This is a genomic window from Pseudomonas sp. Yb2C2 (assembly GCF_052112325.1).
Taxonomy (GTDB): domain Bacteria; phylum Pseudomonadota; class Gammaproteobacteria; order Pseudomonadales; family Pseudomonadaceae; genus Aquipseudomonas; species Aquipseudomonas marginalis.
Window position 1 is genome coordinate 37,573 of record NZ_JAVAJK010000026.1, and the last position, 17,865, is coordinate 55,437.

18 protein-coding genes and 4 tRNA genes are annotated in these 17,865 nt (G+C 58.3%); 15 read left to right on the forward strand and 7 right to left on the reverse strand.

The window, feature by feature from the left end; translation table 11 throughout:
- The first annotated feature begins 113 nt into the window (after positions 1-113).
- The 7 genes from alaS (at position 114) to mgtE (ending at position 6,702) form a co-directional block, all read left to right on the forward strand.
- On the forward strand, positions 114-2,732 hold the full coding sequence (alaS, locus tag Q8X51_RS27535) for an alanine--tRNA ligase (RefSeq protein ID WP_065947828.1): 2,619 nt from the start codon (positions 114-116) through the stop codon (positions 2,730-2,732).
- 94 nt (positions 2,733-2,826) lie between these two features.
- Entirely contained in the window at positions 2,827-4,068 is a 1,242-nt protein-coding gene (locus tag Q8X51_RS27540; RefSeq protein ID WP_027607775.1) for an aspartate kinase, read from the forward strand.
- Positions 4,069-4,243: 175 nt separating this feature from the next.
- Positions 4,244-4,432, forward strand: coding sequence for a carbon storage regulator CsrA (csrA, locus tag Q8X51_RS27545; protein ID WP_003233512.1), 189 nt, complete (start codon positions 4,244-4,246; stop codon positions 4,430-4,432).
- A 62-nt stretch (positions 4,433-4,494) separates the two neighbouring features.
- Positions 4,495-4,585: transfer RNA gene (locus tag Q8X51_RS27550), tRNA-Ser, on the forward strand.
- A gap of 108 nt (positions 4,586-4,693) precedes the next feature.
- Positions 4,694-4,770: transfer RNA gene (locus Q8X51_RS27555), tRNA-Arg, on the forward strand.
- Between the two features lie 72 nt (positions 4,771-4,842).
- Positions 4,843-4,919 (forward strand) — tRNA-Arg (locus Q8X51_RS27560).
- Between the two features lie 340 nt (positions 4,920-5,259).
- Positions 5,260-6,702: a magnesium transporter gene (gene mgtE, locus Q8X51_RS27565; protein WP_065926188.1), complete on the forward strand. Its 1,443-nt coding sequence runs from the start codon at positions 5,260-5,262 to the stop codon at positions 6,700-6,702.
- A gap of 106 nt (positions 6,703-6,808) precedes the next feature.
- Here the strand turns inward: mgtE and Q8X51_RS27570 are convergent, their stop codons facing one another.
- The 3 genes from Q8X51_RS27570 to Q8X51_RS27580 all read right to left on the reverse strand — a co-directional run bounded on the left by Q8X51_RS27570 (position 6,809) and on the right by Q8X51_RS27580 (position 7,955).
- Entirely contained in the window at positions 6,809-7,135 is a 327-nt protein-coding gene (locus tag Q8X51_RS27570; protein WP_003175643.1) for an Arc family DNA-binding protein, read from the reverse strand.
- Positions 7,136-7,533: 398 nt separating this feature from the next.
- Positions 7,534-7,713: a PA3371 family protein gene (locus tag Q8X51_RS27575; protein ID WP_027607777.1), complete on the reverse strand. Its 180-nt coding sequence runs from the start codon at positions 7,711-7,713 to the stop codon at positions 7,534-7,536.
- Between the two features lie 11 nt (positions 7,714-7,724).
- Entirely contained in the window at positions 7,725-7,955 is a 231-nt protein-coding gene (locus tag Q8X51_RS27580; RefSeq protein WP_065926187.1) for a hypothetical protein, read from the reverse strand.
- Between the two features lie 326 nt (positions 7,956-8,281).
- On the opposite strand from Q8X51_RS27580, the gene Q8X51_RS27585 reads away from it, so the two are divergent.
- Together Q8X51_RS27585 and Q8X51_RS27590 are read left to right on the forward strand one after the other, a co-directional pair.
- Positions 8,282-8,358, forward strand: a tRNA-Arg gene (locus Q8X51_RS27585).
- A 288-nt stretch (positions 8,359-8,646) separates the two neighbouring features.
- A complete protein-coding gene (locus Q8X51_RS27590; RefSeq protein ID WP_065926186.1) occupies positions 8,647-10,029 on the forward strand; it encodes an MFS transporter in 1,383 nt (460 codons plus the stop codon).
- A gap of 58 nt (positions 10,030-10,087) precedes the next feature.
- On the opposite strand, the gene Q8X51_RS27595 is transcribed toward Q8X51_RS27590, so the two are convergent.
- From Q8X51_RS27595 to flgA, 4 genes are all read right to left on the reverse strand, one after another.
- On the reverse strand, positions 10,088-10,837 hold the full coding sequence (locus Q8X51_RS27595; RefSeq protein ID WP_065926185.1) for a flagellar brake protein: 750 nt from the start codon (positions 10,835-10,837) through the stop codon (positions 10,088-10,090).
- 96 nt (positions 10,838-10,933) lie between these two features.
- Positions 10,934-11,404 (reverse strand): flagella synthesis protein FlgN, encoded by a 471-nt coding sequence (locus tag Q8X51_RS27600; protein WP_027607781.1) that lies wholly within the window; start codon positions 11,402-11,404, stop codon positions 10,934-10,936.
- A gap of 48 nt (positions 11,405-11,452) precedes the next feature.
- Positions 11,453-11,776, reverse strand: a complete 324-nt coding sequence (flgM, locus tag Q8X51_RS27605) for a flagellar biosynthesis anti-sigma factor FlgM (protein WP_065939081.1) — start codon at positions 11,774-11,776, stop codon at positions 11,453-11,455.
- Positions 11,777-11,917: 141 nt separating this feature from the next.
- The gene (flgA, locus tag Q8X51_RS27610) at positions 11,918-12,682 is read right to left on the reverse strand and encodes a flagellar basal body P-ring formation chaperone FlgA (protein ID WP_330216336.1); all 765 of its coding nucleotides are present in this window, start codon (positions 12,680-12,682) and stop codon (positions 11,918-11,920) included.
- 93 nt (positions 12,683-12,775) lie between these two features.
- On the opposite strand from flgA, the gene Q8X51_RS27615 reads away from it, so the two are divergent.
- The 6 genes from Q8X51_RS27615 (at position 12,776) to flgE (ending at position 17,752) form a co-directional block, all read left to right on the forward strand.
- Positions 12,776-13,708: a chemotaxis protein CheV gene (locus tag Q8X51_RS27615; RefSeq protein WP_027607784.1), complete on the forward strand. Its 933-nt coding sequence runs from the start codon at positions 12,776-12,778 to the stop codon at positions 13,706-13,708.
- 41 nt (positions 13,709-13,749) lie between these two features.
- Positions 13,750-14,577 (forward strand): protein-glutamate O-methyltransferase CheR, encoded by an 828-nt coding sequence (cheR, locus tag Q8X51_RS27620; RefSeq protein ID WP_027607785.1) that lies wholly within the window; start codon positions 13,750-13,752, stop codon positions 14,575-14,577.
- Between the two features lie 242 nt (positions 14,578-14,819).
- Positions 14,820-15,227 carry a flagellar basal body rod protein FlgB gene (gene flgB / locus Q8X51_RS27625; RefSeq protein ID WP_003175633.1) on the forward strand — a complete coding sequence of 136 codons (408 nt, stop codon included), beginning with the start codon at positions 14,820-14,822 and terminating at the stop codon, positions 15,225-15,227.
- A 3-nt stretch (positions 15,228-15,230) separates the two neighbouring features.
- On the forward strand, positions 15,231-15,674 hold the full coding sequence (flgC, locus tag Q8X51_RS27630) for a flagellar basal body rod protein FlgC (RefSeq protein ID WP_024076985.1): 444 nt from the start codon (positions 15,231-15,233) through the stop codon (positions 15,672-15,674).
- A gap of 16 nt (positions 15,675-15,690) precedes the next feature.
- Positions 15,691-16,416: a flagellar hook assembly protein FlgD gene (gene flgD, locus Q8X51_RS27635; protein ID WP_027607786.1), complete on the forward strand. Its 726-nt coding sequence runs from the start codon at positions 15,691-15,693 to the stop codon at positions 16,414-16,416.
- A gap of 31 nt (positions 16,417-16,447) precedes the next feature.
- Positions 16,448-17,752 (forward strand): flagellar hook protein FlgE, encoded by a 1,305-nt coding sequence (gene flgE, locus Q8X51_RS27640; RefSeq protein WP_065926182.1) that lies wholly within the window; start codon positions 16,448-16,450, stop codon positions 17,750-17,752.
- Positions 17,753-17,865 lie beyond the last annotated feature (113 nt).

The following is a 17,865-nucleotide window of genomic DNA, read 5'->3' on the forward strand; positions in this document are numbered from 1 at the left end:
GCATAAACACGCTGTACCACCGGCAAAGGGCCGATATAATGCGGCCTTTTGCCGTCGCTCCGTCTGATGATGTTGCGCACTGGCCTTTGGCCGCAGCCTCCGTGGAAGAACCTATGAAAAGCGCAGAAATCCGTGAAGCCTTCCTTCGCTTCTTCGAAGAGCAAGGTCACACCCGTGTCTCCTCCAGCTCCTTGATCCCAGGCAATGACCCAACCCTGCTGTTCACTAACGCGGGGATGAACCAGTTCAAGGACTGCTTCCTGGGCCAGGAAAAACGCGCCTACACCCGCGCCACCAGCAGCCAGAAGTGCGTGCGTGCCGGCGGCAAGAACAGTGACCTGGAAAACGTCGGCTACACCGCCCGCCACCACACGTTCTTCGAGATGCTGGGTAACTTCAGCTTTGGCGATTATTTCAAGAAAGACGCGATTACCTTCGCCTGGACCTTCCTGACCGGCGTGTTGAAGCTGCCCAAGGAAAAACTCTGGGTGACCGTCTACGCCACGGACGACGAAGCGTATGACATCTGGACCAAGGAAATCGGGGTGCCCGTCGAGCGCATGATTCGTATCGGCGACAACAAGGGCGCGCCTTACGCGTCCGATAACTTCTGGACCATGGGCGACACCGGCCCATGCGGCCCCTGCACCGAGATTTTCTACGATCACGGCGCCGACATCTGGGGTGGCCCACCGGGCTCGCCGGAAGAAGACGGCGACCGTTACATCGAGATCTGGAACAACGTGTTCATGCAGTTCAACCGCACCGCCGATGGCGTGCTGCATCCGCTGCCAGCGCCTTCGGTAGACACCGGCATGGGTCTGGAGCGGATCAGTGCGGTGATGCAGCACGTTCACTCCAACTACGAGATCGACCTGTTCACCAACCTGTTGAGCGCGTCGGCCGCAGCCATTGGTTGTGCCAATGAAAGCCAGTCGTCCCTCAAGGTGGTGTCGGACCACATCCGTTCCTGCGGTTTCCTCATCGCCGACGGTGTACTGCCGTCCAACGAAGGCCGTGGCTACGTGCTGCGTCGTATCATCCGTCGCGCCTGCCGTCACGGTAACAAGCTGGGCGCCACTGGCAGCTTCTTCTACAAGATCGTGGCCGCGCTGGTTGCCGAGATGGGCGATGCCTTCCCGGAACTCAAGCAGCAGCAGGACAACATCGAGCGTGTGCTCAAGGCTGAAGAAGAACAGTTCTCCAAGACCCTGGAGCACGGCCTGAAGATTCTGGAGCAGGACTTGGCCGAGCTCAAAGGCACCGTGGTGCCGGGCGATGTCGTGTTCAAACTGTACGACACCTATGGCTTCCCGATGGACCTGACCGCCGACATCGCCCGTGAGCGCGAGCTGACCGTCGACGAAGCCGGGTTTGAGCGTGAGATGGAAGCCCAGCGCGTGCGCGCCCGTTCCGCCAGTTCCTTTGGCCTGGACTACAACACCCTGGTCAAGGTTGACGTGCCCACCGAATTCACCGGTTACAAGGCGACCGTCGGCGCGGCCAGGATCGTTGCCATTTATAAAGACGGCAAGTCGGTCGACGTGTTGAGCGAAGGCGAAGAAGCGGTTGTGGTCCTGGACCAGACGCCGTTCTACGCCGAATCCGGTGGCCAGGTCGGTGACTGTGGTTTCCTGAGCTCGACCTCCGGTCGTTTCGAGGTACGCGACACCACCAAGACCGGCGGTGCGTTCCTGCATCACGGCGTGCTGGTGCTGGGCAACCTGACGGTCGGTGCGCCGGTGGACACCCAGGTCGATGCCGACGTACGCCATGCCACCGCGCTGAACCACTCGGCCACGCACTTGCTGCACGCCGCGCTGCGCCAGGTGCTGGGCGATCACGTTCAGCAGAAAGGTTCGTTGGTCGACAGCCAGCGCCTGCGTTTCGACTTCAGCCATTTTGAAGCGATCAAGCCGGAGCAGATCAAGGCCCTGGAAGACATCGTCAACGCTGAGATTCGCAAGAACTCCCCGGTAGAAACCGAAGAGACTGACATCGAGACGGCCAAGGCCAAGGGCGCCATGGCGCTGTTCGGCGAGAAGTACGGCGACAACGTGCGCGTGCTGAGCATGGGCGGCGACTTCTCGGTGGAGCTGTGTGGCGGTATCCACGCCAACCGTACCGGCGATATCGCCCTGCTGAAAATCATCAGCGAAGGCGGCGTGGCGTCGGGTGTGCGTCGTATTGAGGCGGTGACCGGCGCTGCGGCCCTGGCCTACCTGAATGCGGCTGAAGAACAACTCAAGGAAGCGGCCAGCCTGGTCAAGGGCAGTCGCGACAACCTGATCGACAAGTTGTCCGCCGTTCTGGAGCGCAACCGTGCGCTGGAGAAACAGCTGGAGCAGTTGCAAGCCAAGGCGGCCAGCGCTGCGGGCGACGATCTGTCGGCTTCGGCCGTTGACGTCAAGGACGTGAAAGTCCTGGCTGCACGCCTGGACGGTCAGGACGGCAAGGCGCTGTTGGCCCTGGTCGATCAGTTGAAGAACAAGCTCGGCCGCGCAGTGATCCTGCTCGGCAGTGTCCATGAGGAGAAGGTCGTGCTGGTTGCCGGTGTAACCAAGGACCTGACTGGCCAACTCAAGGCCGGTGATTTGATGAAGCAAGCCGCTGCGGCAGTGGGCGGGAAGGGCGGCGGTCGTCCGGACATGGCGCAAGGCGGTGGTGTAGACGCCAGTGCCCTGGACGCGGCCCTGGCCCTGACCGTGCCATTTGTCGAGGCAGGTATTTAAGGCACTGTTAACCTGCCCGTGGTCTAGTCACGGGCTGTTCTGTGCTGGTTGATTGGATATTAGGCGCCCCTTTACGGGCTGAGGCGGCTTGGAAATGGCTTTGATCGTACAGAAATTTGGAGGCACCTCGGTCGGCTCTGTCGAAAGAATCGAGCAGGTGGCCGACAAGGTTAAGAAATTCCGCGATGCCGGTGACGACCTGGTCGTGGTGCTGTCGGCCATGAGCGGCGAGACCAATCGCCTGATCGAACTGGCCAAGGCCATCAGTGGCGAGCAACAGCCGCTGCCGCGTGAGCTGGATGTGATCGTGTCCACCGGCGAGCAGGTGACCATCGCCTTGCTGGCCATGGCCCTGAACAAGCGTGGCGTGCCTGCCGTGTCCTACACTGGCAGCCAGGTGCGCATCCTCACCGACAGCGCGCACACCAAGGCGCGGATCCTGCAGATTGACGACCAGAAAATTCGCACTGATCTGAAAGCCGGTCGCGTGGTAGTTGTAGCGGGCTTCCAGGGTGTGGACGAGCACGGCAACATCACCACCCTCGGGCGTGGCGGTTCTGACACCACCGGTGTGGCCCTGGCTGCGGCCCTCAAGGCTGACGAGTGCCAGATCTACACCGATGTGGATGGCGTCTACACCACCGACCCGCGTGTGGTGTCCGTGGCCCAGCGCCTGGACAAGATCACCTTTGAAGAGATGCTGGAAATGGCCAGCCTCGGTTCCAAGGTGTTGCAGATCCGCGCGGTGGAGTTCGCCGGCAAGTACAACGTTCCGCTGCGCGTATTGCACAGCTTCAAGGAGGGTCCGGGCACCCTCATTACTATTGATGAAGAGGAATCCATGGAACAGCCGATCATTTCCGGCATCGCTTTCAACCGCGATGAAGCCAAGCTGACGATCCGTGGCGTGCCAGACACCCCGGGCGTGGCCTTCAAGATTCTGGGCCCTATCAGCGATGCGAATGTTGAAGTCGACATGATCGTGCAGAACGTCTCGCACGATAACACCACCGATTTCACTTTCACCGTGCACCGCAACGAGTACGATGCGGCGTTGAAAATCCTGGAGAACACCGCGAGCGAAATTGGCGCCCGTGAAGTGGTCGGCGATACCAAGATTGCCAAGGTCTCGATCGTAGGTGTGGGCATGCGTTCCCATGCCGGCGTTGCCAGCCGCATGTTCGGGGCTTTGGCCAAGGAAAGCATCAATATCCAGATGATCTCTACCTCGGAAATCAAAGTCTCGGTGGTGATTGAAGAGAAGTACCTGGAGCTGGCTGTACGCGCGCTGCATACCGCTTTTGAGCTGGATGCTCCGGCCCGACAGGGCGAGTGATGCAATGCCAGGAAGGCGCGGTTTACCGCGCCTTTCATTTTTTTGTAGGGCGCATGGTCTTTTGCGTGCGCTCGACAATACTTAGGCCGTTAGGGCTATGGCTATGGAGTCGTAGGTCGAACGCCTTTTTTTTGCAGACTGTTGTTCCTGAAATGAAATGCGTGAGGAGAAAGGTATGCTGATTCTGACTCGTCGGTGCGCAGAAAGCCTGATTATCGGTGATGGCGAAATCACCGTGACCGTGCTCGGCGTCAAAGGCAATCAAGTGCGTATCGGGGTTAACGCTCCGAAAGAGGTGGCGGTTCATCGCGAGGAAATCTTCTTGCGGATCAAGAAAGAGAAGGACGAAGAACCAAGCCTTTAATTTTTATCGTTTTTTATGTTTGCAAACGGGGATGAACGTGGTTAATATACGCCCCGTGTTGCGGAGAGCTGGCCGAGTGGCCGAAGGCGCTCCCCTGCTAAGGGAGTACACCTCAAAAGGGTGTCGGGGGTTCGAATCCCCCGTTCTCCGCCATTATTTGCTTAGTACGTTGCAATCTGGTTTTTTCGTTAAGTTGTTGAAATTAAACGAAAAAATAGCTTTACATAGAGATTGAACGGCCTATAATGCGCGGCAACAAATGCACTCGTAGCTCAGCTGGATAGAGTACTCGGCTACGAACCGAGCGGTCACAGGTTCGAATCCTGTCGAGTGCACCATTTAAGAGTTAGTTGCAGTAATGCAGGTAGCTCGGCTTCAACCAGTTGTGATCTGGTCTAAAAACACAATATGCACTCGTAGCTCAGCTGGATAGAGTACTCGGCTACGAACCGAGCGGTCACAGGTTCGAATCCTGTCGAGTGCACCATACAAACAAAAAGCCCGCCTAGTGCGGGCTTTTTGCCGTCTGGGGTTTGTGTGGATCCTTATCTTTTTCTCCTTCCTTATGTGTTTTCCATTCCGGTGATGGCGTCGCAGTTGAATAGGTGTGGCCAATACTCAACTTTGGCTCGCAAGCGCTTGTTCTTTCCAGTTTTTTGACGTTAAAACCGGACGCACGGTGTATCATTGCGCCCGTCAGCCCCGCCGGGGCTTATGGAATACCTCCATGGACTTACCCAGTAGTTACTCAGTACCCCGTTTTACCAATCATGAATTGACTGATTGATCCTTCCGGCGTGCCCCGCTGCTGGGAGTGGAGTTCGCCTATGACCGAAGTAGAAGTAAAGAAAACACAAGAAAGCCTGCAGGATCGCCTGGCTCAAGTCATCGAGCTGCTGCAGCGCCAGCGCGTGGTCGAAGATTTCACGCACCGCCAGGATGGTCCGAATAACGACCTTGTCGAAAACCTGGTCCACCGCCAGAACCTCGTCGAGTTGCAACGCAAGCTCGATGACCTGCACTCCGCCGACGTTGCCTACATTCTCGAAGCCTTGCCCCTGGATGATCGACTGACCCTCTGGCAGTTGGTCAAGGCCGACCGCGACGGCGACATCCTGCTCGAAGTATCCGACTCGGTCCGTGAAACCCTGATCGCCGACATGGACGATCACGAGCTCCTGGCGGCCGCCAGGGAGATGGACGCTGACGAACTGGCCGACCTGGCTCCAGAGTTGCCGCGTGATGTTGTCCATGAGTTGATGGAGGCCCTTGACGGCCAGCAGCGTGAGCGCGTGCGCTCCGCGTTGTCCTATGACGAGGATCAGGTCGGCGCACTGATGGACTTCGAGATGGTCACCATCCGCGAAGACGTCAGCCTGGAAGTGGTCTTGCGTTACCTGCGCCGGCTGAAAGAGCTGCCGAGTCATACCGACAAACTGTTCGTGGTCGACTATGAAGGCATTCTCAAGGGCGTGCTGCCGATCAAGCGCCTGTTGGTCAACGATCCGGAGAAAAAGGTTGCTGACCTGATGGCCAGCGATACCGTGAGCTTTCACCCCGATGAGGATGCCTACGACGCAGCGCAGGCCTTTGAGCGTTACGACTTGATCTCTGCCCCGGTGGTCGACAAGAACGGCAAGCTGATCGGCCGTCTGACCATCGACGAAATCGTCGACTTGATTCGTGAAGAGAGTGAAACCGAAGTCCTCAACATGGCGGGTTTGCGTGAAGAGGAAGATATTTTTGCGTCAGTCTGGCGTTCCCTGCATAACCGCTGGGCCTGGCTGGCCGTTAACCTGATTACCGCGTTTATCGCCTCCCGTGTGATCGGGCTGTTCGAAGGTTCCATCGAGAAGCTGGTGGCCCTGGCGGCATTGATGCCGATTGTGGCAGGCATTGGTGGTAACTCGGGCAACCAGACCATCACCATGATCGTACGCGCCATGGCGCTGGACCAGGTCAGTACCGCCAACTCTTCGCGCCTGCTGCGCAAGGAGTTGGCAGTGGGCCTGATCAATGGCCTGGTGTGGGGTGGGGTGATTGGCGTGGTGGCCTACTTGCTGTACGGCAGTTGGTCCCTGGGGGTGGTGATGACCGCTGCCATGACCCTCAACCTGCTGCTGGCGGCCCTGATGGGGGTGCTGATCCCCATGACCCTGGCACGCCTTGGGCGCGACCCGGCCATGGGCGCCAGCGTGATGATCACGGCCATGACCGACAGTGGTGGCTTCTTCATCTTCCTCGGTTTGGCGACGATCTTCCTGCTCTGATCTGTCTCGGCCGGGCGCCCTCTGCTACGTGATAAGAATGTCGAGCCCTGTGAATCCCGGGCAAAAAAAAGCCAGCACAGGGCTGGCTTCGGCTTTCAGTGGCGGATCAATTGGCTTCTGCGGCCGCCTCTACGTCGTGCGCGATAAGCGAGACGAGGGCATTTTGCTGGCGGTGGGAGAGCTGACGAAAACGCTGCAGCAGTTCGCGCTCGTGCAGCGACAGCTCGGGGCTGTCCAGGCGCATGCTCAGTTCGTCACCCAGCGCACCTTCCTGAATAAGGCTCTGCTCCAGGCGCGCGATGATTTCGGAGTTCATGCTGCGGTGATGATTGCGAGCCACCTCGGCAATGCGTTCCCGCATTCCGTCTGGCAGACGTACGACGAACTTGTCAGCCGTACGGCTGGAATAAATTGCCTGTTTCAATGGGCGCATATATTTAACCGGTTAGTTCAGGGGAGCGGTTATTGGAATTGGCCGCAAGATGAGTGTTAAGACAAGACTCACGACCAAAGTTCAACCCGAATTGCAAAGAGGCCGCATCATGCCTCAGATTTGCCAGTTCCTTGGCGTCAATTCTGTGACAAATATTGAACTGCCTAGAGGCTTTATGCCAGCACTCATTTGCATTTTTGCGGACTGGTTGGAAAACTTTTCCATGAGTGATTCCACGAGGGAACTTCCCGTAAGTCCAGGCCACCACAGGGTTTGAGGTCGCACATCCTATAGCAAAGTGGCCTTTTGCCCTTAGTTTTAAGACTAGTGGCAATTTGCCGATTTACTAGGACGAGGCGACATAAGGTAGGGGGAGGGCAGTGCAGAGAAGGGAGGGGTCAGCGTAAAACCGGGTCAAATTTGATTCGGCGACCCACGACGAGCGTCAACAGAAGCAGGCCTGCGAAAACGCCGGCGGCGACGAATGCGCTGGTTTGCCCATCCTGGGAGCTTGCACTCAGGCCCATAAGGCCAGTGGCGATGGTCAGGCTCAGGAACAGCCAGGCAAATTTGCTCATGATCAGCGTCCTTAAAAAACCCAGTGTTCAGATGCCGGCGCGGCCTGGGTGCCTTGAGTCAGGCGTACTGGCGCTTGTGCATTCGGTGTCATCACGGCCAGTTGCGGACGTTGTTGCAAGTGATGGGGGACTGCCTGCTGGCTGATCTGGGCGGGGTCGTTGCTGCCAGTCGATTGAAAGTGGAACATCACCAGTGCAGCCAGGGCGACGGTGTTGAGAGCTAACAGAATGGCACTGTTCATGGTCATGTTCTCCGTTTAACGCACTGGCTGAATGGGGTTTGCAGGAGAACTGTTGCAGGTGTCGTGCCAATGTATTAATTCAATAAAATCAATGGCTTGAGTTTGATTTGGCGGGCTGAAGGATTGCAATTTGCAATGCTGGCATTTTGGGTGGTTGCATTTTGCACGATGAGGCCAGGTGCCCGTATTCGCGGGGCGAAACCGCAATTGCCCGGGCAAGGCTCGGCCTACACTTAAAAAGCCCACGGACGACATGACAAAACCCACCTCGGCCGTTAACATGCACGCCGTCCGTCGCAGTGCCCTTGGCCTGATGGCTGTCATTTGTCCCAGTAGCTCAATTGGATAGAGCATCCCCCTCCTAAGGGGAAGGTTGGCCGTTCGAACCGGCCCTGGGACACCAGATTCGTAGCCCATAGAGAAAGCCCCGTACAGAACCTCCTGGCGGGGCTTTTTTGTGCGTGCTCGATCTTTTTGCACGCAGGTCGAACCTTGCCGCCGATCAAGGTTCACAGCAGGTGCCGTGATGTATTTGTCGCAACCATGTACCTTGCGCGCCATCCGACAGCGTCTGAGCTGTTAAGCAAAATAATCCCCGGAAACAGCGCATGTTGCCTGTCCGGACCCGGTCACCCCGGACTATCATGCCGATAGCCCTGTCTCTCACCGCAAGGAGCCGCTCGGAACGCCGATGCGCCAGATCTGGAAATCTTTTCGAGCCCTTTATTTCGCCTCCTTGATGATGCTGATTGGCTCCGGCCTGCTCAGTACCTACCTGGCCTTGCGCCTGGCGGCCGACCATGTCGACAGCCTTTGGGTGGGTGCGCTGATGGCGGCCAACTACTTTGGCCTGGTACTGGGCGGCAAGATCGGGCATCGCCTGATTGCCCGGGTCGGGCATATCCGCGCCTATGCCACCTGTGCCGGGATTGTCGGTGCGGCGGTGCTGGGCCATGGCCTGGTCGATTGGCTGCCGGCCTGGATTGTGCTGCGGATAATCGTGGGCCTGGGGATGATGTGCCAGTACATGGTCATCGAGAGCTGGCTCAATGAGCAGGCAGATGCCAAGCAGCGTGGCGTAGTGTTCAGCGGTTATATGATCGCCTCCTACCTGGGTCTGGTATTGGGCCAGTTGATACTGGTGATGCATCCCCAGCTTGGCCTTGAGCTGCTGATGCTGGTGGCGCTGTGCTTCGCCCTGTGCCTGGTGCCGGTGGCCATGACCCGGCGCATTCACCCGGCGGCCTTGCATCCTGCGCCGATGGAGCCGCGCTTCTTTATCAAGCGCGTGCCGCAGTCGTTGAGTACGGTGTTGGGGGCGGGGTTGATCGTCGGTTCGTTCTACGGCCTGGCGCCGCTGTATGCCTCCCAGCAAGGGCTGAGCACCGAACAGGTGGGTCTGTTCATGGGTAGCTGCATTTTTGCCGGGTTGCTGGTGCAATGGCCCCTGGGCTGGTTGTCGGATCGTTATGATCGCGCGCTGCTGATCCGCTGCTTTGCCTTGTGCCTGGCGGTGGCGGCACTGCCGTTGGCAATCATGACCCAGGTGCCGCTGGAGGTGCTGTTCGTGGCGGGCTTCCTGTGTTCTCTCGTGCAGTTTTGCCTGTATCCCTTGGCGGTGGCGTTTTCCAACGACCATGTGGAAGGGGATCGCCGGGTATCGCTGACGGCCATGCTGCTGGTGACCTACGGTATCGGCGCCAGCGTCGGGCCGTTGCTGGCGGGTGTGGTGATGAAGCTGTTCGGCAGCCAGATGCTGTATGCGTTTTTCAGTCTGTGCGCGCTGATCCTGGTGTGGCGAATCCGGCCTAAGGCGGTGACCAATCTGCACCAGGTGGAAGATGCCCCCCTGCATCACGTGGCAATGCCCGACAGTATGTCGAGTTCACCGCTGGTGGCGGCGCTGGACCCGCGGGTCGACGAGCAGGTGGTGCAGGAGCAGATGCAGACTGTCCCTGATCCCGAGCCGCAGGTCGATCCGGAGCCGCCGGTGGATGAGCCCGTCTTCGAAGGGCCACCTGAGCCCCTGGGGCCGGACGAGCATCCTCACGAATTGAGCAGGGCGCGCCCCTGAAAATAAAAACGGGCAGATCCCAAAGGGTCTGCCCGTTTTTTTCTGCGATCGTTAAGGATCAAAAATCGTCGTCTTTGTCGAACCGTCGTGCTTCACGCTGCAGCTGGTACACAAAGCGCTCGACCTGGCGTTGCACCAAACCACTCATGTTGTGGAAGCGCACGCCGGCAAAGGTCGTGTTGATTCTTTCTTCGAAGTGCAGGTATCGCAGTTCGACGGCGGTGGTCATGCTGCCAAACGGCAGGGCTGCGATAAAACGGTCGTAGACCTGGCCCAGTTGCAGGCGCTCGGAAATATCCCCTTCAAAACGCAATTTGCAGCCGGTGGCGGAAATATCCAGCAGTTTGCCGTTGACCGGCAGCTGAAGTTTCTCGCCGCCCAGCTCGATATTCACCAGTTGCGCCAGCTTCAACGCGGCGCGGAAGGCATTGCGGCGCTGATGGTAGACCACCTCGTCCGGCAGGCTGCCGGTGTAGATACGGTGGCCGCCTTTTTCGCTGATGGTCAGGGTGCCTTTGCTTTCCCAGGCGACGCGTACGCCATCATGGAAACCTTCGATGCGAAAGGGTTCGCCGTTTTCGAGGTGGCGCTCGCCGTCGCGGGGGATCATTTCGTCCAGCGCCAGCATGTTGCTGTCGCGGTTGACGTCCACCAGGTAGCTCTGGAAGCGCTGGCTGCGTTCGTGGAAAGTGATGATCAGCGGATCATGGCTGTCTTGCAGCATCCGCAAGGTGCCGGCGATTTCCAGAGGCGTGGTGAGGACCTTGGGTGGCTGCGGGGCATCTTCCGCATTAAGGGCGTTGAACACGGTTCTTCCATCTCCAGACAAAATACGACTACACGCAAGAACCGGCATTTTGCCAGCATGTGGCGCGCCTTGGATAGGGCGCGCTGTAAACCGGTGTCAGGCTTGGCTGCGGGTGCTTGGCTTGACCAGGCGCGAGGTGGAGCCCTGGGCGTTATAGAGTGCCGGAGGCTCTCCGCCGTGGAGTATACGCAACTGGTTGGCGGTCGTGGCTTGCTGAAGCTGGATCGACTGACCGTTAAGCAGGTTGGCTTCCTGGCACTGGGCGAGCAATTGGTTGAGTTCTTTGCTCTGGGCCAGCAGTTGATCGCCGACCGAGGAGTGGCTGGCCAACTGCGCCAGGCCGTCGTGGTCTGCCGGCAGGCCGAGGCTGATGAGGATCTGGCTGCGTTTTTTGCCGTGCTGTTCCAGCAGGACGATCAACGACTGCTTGCGTGCCAGAATTTCTTCCAGCAGCGGCATGTCCCGGCCATAGAGGGCCAGTGATTCTTCTTTGAGCAGCTCGAGCAATTGTTGCGTCGGCGCTAGATCATCAATGATCAGTTGAAGCAAATGTTCGTCGTGATGCATGGCTGGCCTTGGGTTTTAAGCGTCCAAAAGCCCTGCGCAGGCCTTTGCCTAGCGCTCGGCTTCGAAGTTAAGCAGCTTGCTGGCTACACGGTTGCTGTCGACTTTATAGCTGCCATCGGCGATCGCCTGTTTCAATTCGGCCACGCGGGCTTTATTGACGACCGGTTGATCGCGCAGCGAGTCAGTGACCTTCTGCAACTGTTGAGCCTCATTGCTCAGGTGTACGGATTCCCCGCTCTGGCTGGCACTGGCCTGTTCTGCCTTGGCGGGCAGCGCCGGGGCCTTGGCTTCTACGTTGTCCTTGGGACTGGTGGTGCGCGTAGTGCCTGACGTCGTCGGGGTGTTATTCAAACGGCTGAAATCGATGACCATGATAAAAAAACCTCTGGGTATTTGGACGCTTGCCATGTTTTCGGCCATACCCGGACAAACTTTAGGCGCGAATGACAATAAATCTCCGCACGGGGCCTCTCGTGCACAGTGTAGGAAAACCCAGCGTCCTGTACCAGTAATCTATAAAGCGACCTCGACTTGCCCTGGGGCTGTCACCCGCGCCTTGATCACGCGGTTGGAGTTGAGGTTCTTGACGCGAATCTGTTCGCTCATGCCGCCGTTGGACAGTGCTTCGCCCGGCATTTTCACATTCAAGCCGCCGCTGCTCGCTGAAATCACCACCTGGTCGCCCTTGCGGATGACCTCGGCCTGTTCCAGGTGCACCAGGGTAATCACTTGATCGGTGACCACTGGTCGGGTCAATCTTTGCCCGATGGCCTGGTCCAGGGATGTCAGGTAGCCCTGGCTGATCTGGCTGATGTCGCGTTCACGCAATACAACGTCCTCGAAACCGATGATGCCCGTGCGTTTCAGTGGGCGGGCAACCACCACCACATCACGGAACAATTTGACCTGGGCCGGTACGAACACGGTCCAGGGCGAGGCGCCTTCGCAGCGTACCTTTACCGTTACGCGCCCGATGGGTTGGGCGGGACTTTCCAGGGTCGCTGTCAATTCCTTGTCGCACATCGGCATGCGCAGACGCGGGTCCAACTGGTTGACCTGGATTTCATAACGCCCCGGCGTCTGTGTGGTTGCCAGATAATCTTCTACAGTGAACTCAAGAAAGCCTTGAGTGACGCCGATAAGTAGATCAGGCAAGGTGACGTTCTCTGCACGGGCCGTGGTGCCCAGGCTGAAGGCAAGCAGCGCCAGCGGTACGCAGAGCAATCTGCAAAACCGTGTCAGGTGAAGGCGTCGGGAAACTGTCGTTTTAATGTCCATAATTCAACAAACAGCAAAGCTCGTGCCGTTTTAGTGTTGGGGGCGCGCCGCCCTTGTAGGTATAGCCAAAGGTTTTAGCGTAGGAGTCATGGCATGGCAGGAGTAATGGATTCAGTAAACCAGCGCACACAGCTGGTAGGGCAGAATCGCCTGGAGTTGCTGCTGTTTCGCCTGGATGGCAAGCAGCTGTATGGCATCAACGTATTCAAGGTGCGGGAAGTGCTGCAATGTCCCAAGCTGACGATCATGCCCAAGTCCAGTCCGGTGGTGTGCGGTGTGGCGAATATTCGTGGTGCGACTATCCCGATTCTTGACCTGGCCCTGGCCACCGGTTCGGCTGGCCTGCAGGATCGCGAGAACCCGTTCGTGATCATTACCGAGTACAACACCAAGACCCAGGGTTTCCTGGTGCGCTCGGTGGAACGCATCGTCAACATGAACTGGGAAGAGATCCATCCGCCGCCCAAGGGCACTGGTCGCGATCACTACCTCACGGCGGTGACGCGGGTCGATAACCAGTTGGTGGAGATCATCGACGTGGAGAAGATCCTCGCCGAAGTGGCGCCCACCTCGGAGTCGATTTCCGTGGGTGTGGTCGACGCCGAAACGGCCCACAAGGCGGTCTCGCTGCGTGTGCTGACGGTGGATGACTCCTCGGTGGCGCGCAAACAGGTGACTCGCTGCCTGCAAACCGTCGGCGTGGACGTTGTCGCCCTCAATGACGGGCGCCAGGCGTTGGATTACCTGCGTAAGCTGGTGGATGAAGGCAAGAAGCCGGAAGAAGAATTCTTGATGATGATCTCTGACATCGAGATGCCGGAAATGGACGGCTATACCCTCACTGCTGAGATACGCAGCGATCCACGCATGCAAAAACTGCATATCATCCTGCATACTTCGTTGTCGGGCGTATTCAATCAGGCGATGGTCAAGAAAGTCGGTGCCGATGACTTCCTGGCCAAATTCCGCCCTGATGACCTGGCATCCCGGGTAGTCGACCGGATCAAGGCAGCAGATCACGGCTAGGGTTTTCCCCTGGCGGTCATACGATTTTAGAGGCGGTATCAGTGTCTACGGGTAATTTGGATTTTGAACAGTTCCGGGTCTTCCTGGAAAAAGCCTGTGGCATATTGCTCGGTGAAAACAAGCAATACCTGGTATCCAGCCGTCTTAACAAACTGATGGAGCAGCAGGGCATCAAGTCCCTGGGCGAGTTGGTTCAACGGATCCAGGGCCAGCCGCGCAGTGGCCTCAAAGAGATGGTGGTCGATGCCATGACCACCAACGAAACCCTATGGTTTCGCGATACCTACCCCTTTGAAGTGCTCAAGAGCAAAGTGCTGCCGGAGGCCATCAAGGCCAGCCCGGGCCAGCGCCTGCGTATCTGGTCGGCCGCCTGCTCTTCGGGTCAGGAACCGTACTCGATTTCGATGTCCATCGATGAGTTCGAGCGGACCAACATGGGCCAGCTTAAAGCCGGGGCGCAGATCGTCGCCACCGACCTGTCCGGCACCATGCTCACTAATTGCAAGACCGGCGAGTACGACAGTCTGGCCCTGGGCCGTGGCTTGTCCCAGGAACGCCTGCAACGTTACTTCGACCCGAAAGGGGCAGGGCGTTGGGCGGTCAAGGCGCCGATCAAGAACCGTGTTGAGTTTCGCTCGTTCAACCTGCTCGACAGCTACGCCAGCCTGGGCAAGTTCGACATGGTGTTCTGCCGCAACGTGCTGATCTACTTCTCGGCCGAGGTGAAGAAAGACATCCTGTTGCGCATCCACGGCACCCTCAAGCGTGGCGGCTACCTGTTTCTCGGTGCATCCGAGGCGCTCAATGGTTTGCCGGATCACTTCCAGATGGTGCAATGCAGCCCTGGGATCATCTACCAGGCTAAATAATCAGGCCACATAATAATATGGGAGGGGGCTTGCCCCCTCCCATATTTGTTTCTGCGGCAAAGTTAAAGAAAGCGGCAACTCCCCATTGCCGCTTTACTGGCGCCACGCGGAAACCCGTTGCCGCTTTTCTGGCATTGCCGCCGGCAAACTCCTCGCAACCCCTTGATTTACGGGGGTATCAAATATTGGCATGCGCCTTGCTATAACCCTGTTAACAGCAGGTCAGCCTAAAGGTTTCCGCCATGAGCATCAGCTTCGATAAAGCGCTCGGTATCCACGAACAAGCCCTGGGCTTCCGCGCCCAGCGTGCCGAAGTCCTGGCCAACAACATTGCCAACGCCGACACCCCGAACTACAAGGCTCGGGACCTGGATTTTTCCGCCGTGCTCGCCGCACAGCAGGACAAGACCAAGAACGGCACCTTCGCCTTGAACATGACCAACAGCCGTCATATCGAAGCGCAAGGCCTGAGCAGTGGTGACGAGTCGCTGCTGTATCGCACGCCGATGCAGCCGTCGATCGACCAGAACACCGTCGACGCCCAGCTGGAGCAATCGGCCTATGCCGAGAACTCGGTGAACTTTCAGGCCAGCTTTACCCTGCTCAACAGTAAATTCAAAGGGCTGATGTCAGCCCTGCGTGGAGAGTAAGCCATGTCCCTGTCCAGTGTTTTCAATATTGCCGGCAGTGGCATGAGCGCGCAGACCACGCGCTTGAACACCGTCGCCAGTAACATCGCCAACGCCGAGACCGTGTCTTCGAGCATCGACCAGACCTACCGCGCCCGTCACCCGGTGTTCGCCACCATGTTCCAGGGCGGCCAGAGCGGTGGCAGCGATTCGCTGTTCCAGAACCAGGACGCCGCCGGCCAGGGCGTGCAGGTCCTCGGTGTGGTCGAAGACCAGAGCAACCTCGAGGCCCGTTACGAGCCGAACCATCCTGCTGCGAACGAAAAGGGTTATGTCTATTACCCCAACGTCAACGTGGTCGAGGAAATGGCAGACATGATCTCCGCCAGCCGCTCGTTCCAGACCAACGCGGAAATGATGAACACCGCCAAAACCATGATGCAGAAGGTCCTGACCTTGGGTCAGTGATAAGGGGCGCCAAATAATGGCCATCGTTGATACCACGACCAACACGGCAGTCCAGGACCTTTTCAACTCCAAGGTCAAGACCGCCACCGACAACACCACCGTCGCCGACGCTACCAAGACGGCGACGGGCAGCCAGTCCCTGGGCAAGGATGCGTTCCTGCAACTGCTGGTGACCCAACTGAAAAACCAGAACCCGCTGTCGCCTCAGGACAACGGTGCGTTCGTGGCCCAGCTGGCGCAATTCAGCAGCCTGGAAGGCATCAACACCCTGAACGACTCGGTCAATGCGATCTCCAGTAACTTCAGCTCGTCGCAGGCGCTGCAGGCTTCGTCGCTGGTGGGGCGCTCGATCATTACCCAGACCAACAAGGCCTTGGTGGACACGAGCAAGAGCATGACCGGTTCGGTGGCGGTGACTGCGGCGACGGGCAACGTCTCGATCAAGATCTCCGATAAAGACGGCAACGTGGTGCGCACTATCGATATGGGTGCCCAAAGCGCGGGTTCGTCAGACTTTATCTGGGATGGCAAGAACGAGAACGGTGAGGTCGCCCCGGCCGGCACCTACACCTTCGCGGCGACGACCAAGAACGACAAGGGTGAGTCGGTGGCCATGGCGACTTCGTTGCCGGCAACGGTGACCAGCGTGACGTTGAGCAAGACCGGCGGCGAAATGCTGCTGAACCTTGCAGGTGGCATGGGCAGCGTCAAGCTGTCGCAAATTCAGACTATCGGTACATAGAGCCGGCTAAATACGGCAGAGGGAGAGAAACATGTCTTTTAATATCGGCCTTAGCGGCCTCTATGCGGCCAACAAACAACTGGACGTAACCGGCAACAACATTGCCAACGTTGCGACCACTGGCTTCAAGTCGTCCCGTGCGGAATTCGCGGATATCTACGCCGCGTCCAAACTGGGCACCGGCCAGAACAGCATCGGCAACGGTGTGAACCTGGCAGCGGTGTCCCAACAGTTCACCCAGGGTGACGTCAACAACAGCGGCGGCGTGCTGGACATGGCGATCCAGGGCGGTGGCTTCTTCGTGCAGAAGGGCAGCGATGGCTCGCTGGAATACACCCGTAGCGGTGCCTTCCGTGCCGACAAAGACGGCTATATCACCAACAACACCGGTACCTCGCGCCTGCAGGGCTACGCGGCAGATGACGACGGCAAGATCATCAAAGGCGGCTTGACCGACCTGCAATTGAACCTGTCGTACCTGCCACCGAAGGCGTCCACCAAAGTGGACTCCACCAGTAACCTGAACTCGTCGGAGCCGGTGATCAACCAGACCACCAAGCCGTTCGACCCGACCGACACCACCACTTTCACCACCCAGTACAGCACCACCCTCTATGACTCCCAGGGCAACTCCCACGAGATGGTGCAGTACATGGTGAAAACCGACGCCAACCAGTGGAGTTCCTACACGCTGATTGACGGTCGTAACCTGGATGGCTCCAAGCCTACCACCACCGGTACTACTGCTCCCGTGCCGTCGATATTGAGCTTTGACGGTGCAGGTAAACTGACGGGTATCAGCACCGGTGGTGTGGCGGGCACGACCCTGACGCTCACCGGTTGGATCCCGGGCTCGGTGACCAACGGCGTATGGACGGCTAACAAGGCTACAGCGCCAAACATTGCCGTCAACATGGCCAATATCACCCAGTACAACTCCGCCAGTTACCGCAACCCGCCGACCACCGATGGTTACGCCACTGGCCAGATCACCGGCCTGAAAATCGACGGCAATGGCGTAATGTTCGCCACGTTCAGCAACCAGCAGAGCAAGGCCATCGGCCAGATCTCCCTGGCCAGCTTCAACAACGAGCAAGGCTTGCAGCCATCGGGCGGCACCACCTGGAGAGAGACCTTCGCCTCGGGCCAGCCGGGTTACGATGCCCCGCAATCCGGTACCCTGGGTTCGATCGTGGCCAACTCCCTGGAGAACTCCAACGTCAACCTGACCAACGAGCTGGTGGACCTGATCAAGGCCCAGAGCAACTACCAGGCGAACGCCAAGACCATCTCCACCCAGAGCACCATCATGCAGACCATCATTCAGATGACCTGATGCGGTAGCGCTCCACAAGAAGCCCCTCGTAAGAGGGGTTTTTTTTTGAGTGTGGGAAAAGGCCTCTAGACGCTGCGGGTTACGCGTTGAAATGCATGGAGAGGAACACTCCA

Coding starts and splice junctions, on each gene's coding strand:
- alaS (WP_065947828.1), top strand. CDS start 114: ATGAAAAGCGCAGAAATCCGTGAAGCCTTCCTTCGCTTCTTCGAAGAG.
- Q8X51_RS27540 (WP_027607775.1), top strand. CDS start 2,827: ATGGCTTTGATCGTACAGAAATTTGGAGGCACCTCGGTCGGCTCTGTC.
- csrA (WP_003233512.1), top strand. CDS start 4,244: ATGCTGATTCTGACTCGTCGGTGCGCAGAAAGCCTGATTATCGGTGAT.
- mgtE (WP_065926188.1), top strand. CDS start 5,260: ATGACCGAAGTAGAAGTAAAGAAAACACAAGAAAGCCTGCAGGATCGC.
- Q8X51_RS27570 (WP_003175643.1), bottom strand. CDS start 7,135: ATGCGCCCATTGAAACAGGCAATTTATTCCAGCCGTACGGCTGACAAG.
- Q8X51_RS27575 (WP_027607777.1), bottom strand. CDS start 7,713: ATGAGCAAATTTGCCTGGCTGTTCCTGAGCCTGACCATCGCCACTGGC.
- Q8X51_RS27580 (WP_065926187.1), bottom strand. CDS start 7,955: ATGAACAGTGCCATTCTGTTAGCTCTCAACACCGTCGCCCTGGCTGCA.
- Q8X51_RS27590 (WP_065926186.1), top strand. CDS start 8,647: ATGCGCCAGATCTGGAAATCTTTTCGAGCCCTTTATTTCGCCTCCTTG.
- Q8X51_RS27600 (WP_027607781.1), bottom strand. CDS start 11,404: ATGCATCACGACGAACATTTGCTTCAACTGATCATTGATGATCTAGCG.
- flgM (WP_065939081.1), bottom strand. CDS start 11,776: ATGGTCATCGATTTCAGCCGTTTGAATAACACCCCGACGACGTCAGGC.
- flgA (WP_330216336.1), bottom strand. CDS start 12,682: ATGGACATTAAAACGACAGTTTCCCGACGCCTTCACCTGACACGGTTT.
- Q8X51_RS27615 (WP_027607784.1), top strand. CDS start 12,776: ATGGCAGGAGTAATGGATTCAGTAAACCAGCGCACACAGCTGGTAGGG.
- flgB (WP_003175633.1), top strand. CDS start 14,820: ATGAGCATCAGCTTCGATAAAGCGCTCGGTATCCACGAACAAGCCCTG.
- flgC (WP_024076985.1), top strand. CDS start 15,231: ATGTCCCTGTCCAGTGTTTTCAATATTGCCGGCAGTGGCATGAGCGCG.
- flgD (WP_027607786.1), top strand. CDS start 15,691: ATGGCCATCGTTGATACCACGACCAACACGGCAGTCCAGGACCTTTTC.
- flgE (WP_065926182.1), top strand. CDS start 16,448: ATGTCTTTTAATATCGGCCTTAGCGGCCTCTATGCGGCCAACAAACAA.